The following is a 3,926-nucleotide window of genomic DNA, read 5'->3' on the forward strand; positions in this document are numbered from 1 at the left end:
GACATGCTTAGCCAAGCACGTCTCACGACCAAGGCCTGGCACCAATTCCTCGATGACTTTATCAACGATCCCGAGCTCGCCGCGCGCTTCAAGGCCCATAAGCCGCGGTAACAATCGGACGGTTACGACGATCATGGGCAACTTTGGCCTGACCCCTTCGGGAAAATGGAGCTTGCGTCTGGCGGGTGTGACTCTGATCGCGGCAGGCTTGCTGCTCGCCTGAAATAAGTCGCCGGCGACGGGCGGGTCGCGTTTAGCCCGCCGCTTTCGGGCGCCTTACCGGCAGATTTGGCCGCAACTTATTTGAGGTCTACCATTAGGCGACCGTTTGCAGACTTTAACGAAACGGCTCACCCAGCACGTCATGGAACGATTTCCATTGCGACATTGGCGAAGGGCAAGTCGCGCTGCAAAGGCCGCGACATGCCGCTCATGTTGCGGGACGACCTTTGGGCAGCATTGCTATTCTGGCCATTCTGGCTATATTGGTTGGAAGGCTTCGACGGAGATTATCATGGCCACCAATGCCGAGAGCTTCGCATCCGTTGCTCTTACCGATTTTCATAACCATCCCGGAACCGTTGTCGATCAAAGCCAGCATGGGCCAGTCGTGCTGACGAAGAACAGGCGGCGTTATGCGGCCGTGGTCAGCATCGACTACCTCGATCGTGCTGCAGCTGCGCTTGAAGCGTTGCACGCCAATCGCCGGGTGTTGACCAGCGAGACGGCTTTGTTGCGCAAATCGGGCCCAAGGCAGTAGTTGGCCTTTGAAGGCATTCAGTTACGCGACACGCTGAGTCTGAGGCTTTCCGAGCGCGGTGAAGCGGTTGAGGATGGCCGCACGGATTTGGATTTCAGCGACCTGGCGATCGAAGTCTCGAGCCATGATGCGTTCCCCCAGCAGCTTGAAACAATGCATTTTCGTCTCGACCAGACTGCGCTGGTGATATCCGCTCCATCGCTTCCAGATTGGCCGCCCGAACCGCCGGCTTGAGCGAACGATTTCATTGCGGGCGGCAACGCCCGGTGTGCTCCCGGGCCAGGCTTTTGCATTGCTGCGGGCGGGGATGATGGCAGGCATCGCGCGCGGCAATGGCTTCGTGACAGGCCCTTGTGTCAAAGGCGCCATCGGCGCTGACGGTCGCGATGGCTTGATTGTGCGGGATCTGCTCCAGCAGTTCGGGCAGCATGGGCGCATCGCCAACCCGGCTTCCGGTCACTTCGATGGCACGGATTTCAAACGATCCGGCGTCCACGCCCAAGTGGACCTTTCGCCACTGGCGACGTTTGGACGGGCCATGTTTGCGCCTGCACCATTCCCCGTCTCCAACGGCCTTGATGCCCGTGCTGTCGATCAACAGATGCAGCGGCCCTGCCCGGGGGTGGCAGGGGATCTCGACAAGCAGGGTCTTCTGCCTCCGGCTCAAAGTGCTGAAATCCGGCACCGGCCAATCGAGCCCTGCCATCTTGAGAAGGCTGGCGACCATGCCGGTGGTCTGGCGCAAGGGAAGCTTGAACACTCCCTTCAGCGTCAGCCAGGCCTGGATCGCCGCATCCGAGAAAACAGGCTGCCGCCCGCGCTTGCCGGTCGGAGTGGACAGCCACTGCATCGCGGGATCAAACCAGACCTGAAGCGAGCCTCTTTGCGCCAGCGCTGCGTTGTAGGACTTCCAGTTCGTCGTGCGGTAACGGGCGCGGGGCGGTCTGCTCATCGCCGCCTCCTAACCAACTGGATTCACCAACGGAATCCCTTGGGCATTTGCGCAACAAAGCCTCTGGGGCATCCAAAATGGATACGCAATATTGGCCCAGGTTCTTTGGTCGTGTCCCGCGGGGTGGTGTAGGAACCGTCGATCTACGGCAGGATCAGGTTCAGGTCAGGCGGCCAGTGCTGGCAAGCTGACAATAGGGTTATGGCTCACCGAGCCGAGAGTTTCCAGTGTCATGTAGCGGCGCGATACCGCCCACTCATCGTTCTGCTCCAGCATGAGCGCTCCGACGAGACGAACGACGGCAGCGTCATTCGGGAATATGCCGATCACGTCGGCCCTTCGCTTGATCTCCTTGTTGACTCTTTCCAGCGGGTTGGTGGACGCGATCTGCGCCCAATGATCCTTGGGGAAGGCCATGTAGGCGAGCACGTCTTCGCGTGATGCATCCATCATGTCGGCCAGCTTTGGAAACTTCTCGCGCAGGGCATCGGCAACCTGCTCCCATTGCTGGTGCGCCGCCTCGGCCGTTTCTTGCGCGAAGATCGTCTTGATCATGGCAATGACGGCGGGCCGTTGTTTAGGAGCGGCATGGGCAAACGCGTTGCGCATCCAGTGCACCCGGCAGCGCTGCTGGGTCGCGGAAAATACCCTACTGGCGGCAGCACGCAGCCCTTTGTGATCGTCGGAGATGACCAGCTTCACACCACGCAGGCCGCGATCCGCCAGCGAGCGCAGGAAGGCTTTCCAGAAGGGCTCGGCCTCCGAGGGGCCGGTGGCTACGCCCAGAACCTCGCGCCGGCCATCGGTGTTGACGCCCACCGCGATTATCGCCGCCGTCGAGACAATCCGTCCGCCCTCGCGCTCTTTGAGGTAGGTGGCATCGATCCATAGATAGGGCCACTCACCTTCAATGGGCCGCGTAAGGAAGGCATTCACCCGCTCGTCTATCTCGGCAACCAAACGGCTGACCTGGCTCTTTGATACACCGCTGGCGCCCATAGCCTTGACCAGATCGTCGACCGAACGGGTCGAAACGCCGTGGACGTAGGCTTCCTGGATCACTGCCGCCAAGGCCTTCTCGGCGGTGCGGCGTGGCTCCAAGAAGCTCGGGAAGTAACTGCCTTTGCGCAGCTTCGGGATTGCCAGATCAATCCGGCCAGCTCGCGTATCCCAACTGCGCTCGCGGTAGCCGTTGCGGTGGTTCAGCCGCTCCGGGCTGCGTGATCCGCAAGGCACGCCCGTCTTCGCCTCGATCTCCAGATCCATCATGCGCTCCGCGGCGAAAGCCAGCATCTCACGCACCAAATCGCTATCAGCCCCTTGCTCAATCAGCTCGACAAGGGCCATTCTGTCGTCGGTCATCGTCTTCTTCTCCAGGTTCGAGTTCGCATCCGAACCCTACCAGAAGATCGACGGTGGCCACCCTCTCAGGGAAACCTTCCTACACCACCCCGCGGGACACGACCGGTTCTTTTTCTGTCGAGGCAGCGTTACGACGAGATAGCCACATTTGAACGGCTCAGATGCGTCGAATTACAGCGCCTAATTTCCGCGGCTCCCGACGGCAATCCGCGACGTCAACCTTGACAACCTCGAAACCAAGGCGAAGGGCTGTTTCAAATTCCGACCATTAGAGTTTGTCGGTATCGGTGGTTGCGAGCCCCCGCAACCATCGATACCGACAAACCAGATTTTTCACTGTTTTGTCGGTCTCTGTTAGATCGCCCTCCCGCAACCAACATATTCTGCAAAGCGCTGCCGGAATGGCCGCCAGCGCTTTTTCCTGCGTGATGACCAACGGAACTTCGCGACAGGCCGCGCAAGCCACTGGCCACAAAACAGCTTCCGCCCCGCGCCATGATCCTGCCGGCGTCAGCCGGTCAGTCATTCAGTTGCGGCAACGTCTGCTACGTAACCGTCCGATTGTTACCGCGGCTTATGGGCCTTGAAGCGCGCGGCGAGCTCGGGATCGTCGATAAAGTCATCGAGGAATTGGTGCCAGGCCTTGGTCGTGAGACGTGCTTGGCTAAGCATGTCCGTCAGTTCTTCCACGCCGTGACCCGTCAGCGCGGTGATGGACTCGTCCGGACCGGTGTGGACGCTGACGATGGCGCCGTAGGTGAGGTTGTCGTCGTTTGAAACGATGGCTTCCAGCAACTCCACGTTCTCGTCGAGTATCTTGGCGACATAGTCGAGGGTGAGCAAGGAAGTGAC

4 protein-coding genes and 1 pseudogene are annotated in these 3,926 nt (G+C 60.1%); 2 read left to right on the forward strand and 3 right to left on the reverse strand.

Features of this window, described 5'->3' with window-relative positions:
- The first annotated feature begins 514 nt into the window (after window positions 1-514).
- Together EWH12_RS21550 and EWH12_RS23025 are read left to right on the forward strand one after the other, a co-directional pair.
- Window positions 515-760, forward strand: coding sequence for a type II toxin-antitoxin system prevent-host-death family antitoxin (locus tag EWH12_RS21550; RefSeq protein ID WP_129927782.1), 246 nt, complete (start codon window positions 515-517; stop codon window positions 758-760).
- Window positions 761-994 carry a hypothetical protein gene (locus tag EWH12_RS23025; RefSeq protein WP_422917752.1) on the forward strand — a complete coding sequence of 78 codons (234 nt, stop codon included), beginning with the start codon at window positions 761-763 and terminating at the stop codon, window positions 992-994.
- On the opposite strand, the pseudogene EWH12_RS21555 reads toward EWH12_RS23025, so the two are convergent.
- The 3 genes and pseudogenes from EWH12_RS21555 to EWH12_RS21565 form a co-directional block, all read right to left on the reverse strand.
- Window positions 887-1,712: pseudogene (locus tag EWH12_RS21555) on the reverse strand (IS5 family transposase); the annotation flags it as partial. The gene EWH12_RS23025 and the pseudogene EWH12_RS21555 sit on opposite strands and share 108 nt — an antisense overlap.
- Window positions 1,713-1,877: 165 nt before the next feature.
- Window positions 1,878-3,074, reverse strand: coding sequence for an IS256 family transposase (locus EWH12_RS21560; RefSeq protein WP_129927783.1), 1,197 nt, complete (start codon window positions 3,072-3,074; stop codon window positions 1,878-1,880).
- Between the two features lie 564 nt (window positions 3,075-3,638).
- Window positions 3,639-3,926 (reverse strand): hypothetical protein (locus EWH12_RS21565; RefSeq protein ID WP_242496172.1); only part of this gene is annotated, 288 nt, incomplete at its 5' end.

The sequence above is a fragment of the Sphingobium cupriresistens genome, from assembly GCF_004152865.1.
GTDB lineage: Bacteria > Pseudomonadota > Alphaproteobacteria > Sphingomonadales > Sphingomonadaceae > Sphingobium > Sphingobium cupriresistens.

Bases quoted from the DNA above. Each gene is read 5' to 3' on its own strand.
- EWH12_RS21550 (WP_129927782.1), top strand. From the start codon at position 515: ATGGCCACCAATGCCGAGAGCTTCGCATCCGTTGCTCTTACCGATTTT.
- EWH12_RS21560 (WP_129927783.1), bottom strand. From the start codon at position 3,074: ATGACCGACGACAGAATGGCCCTTGTCGAGCTGATTGAGCAAGGGGCT.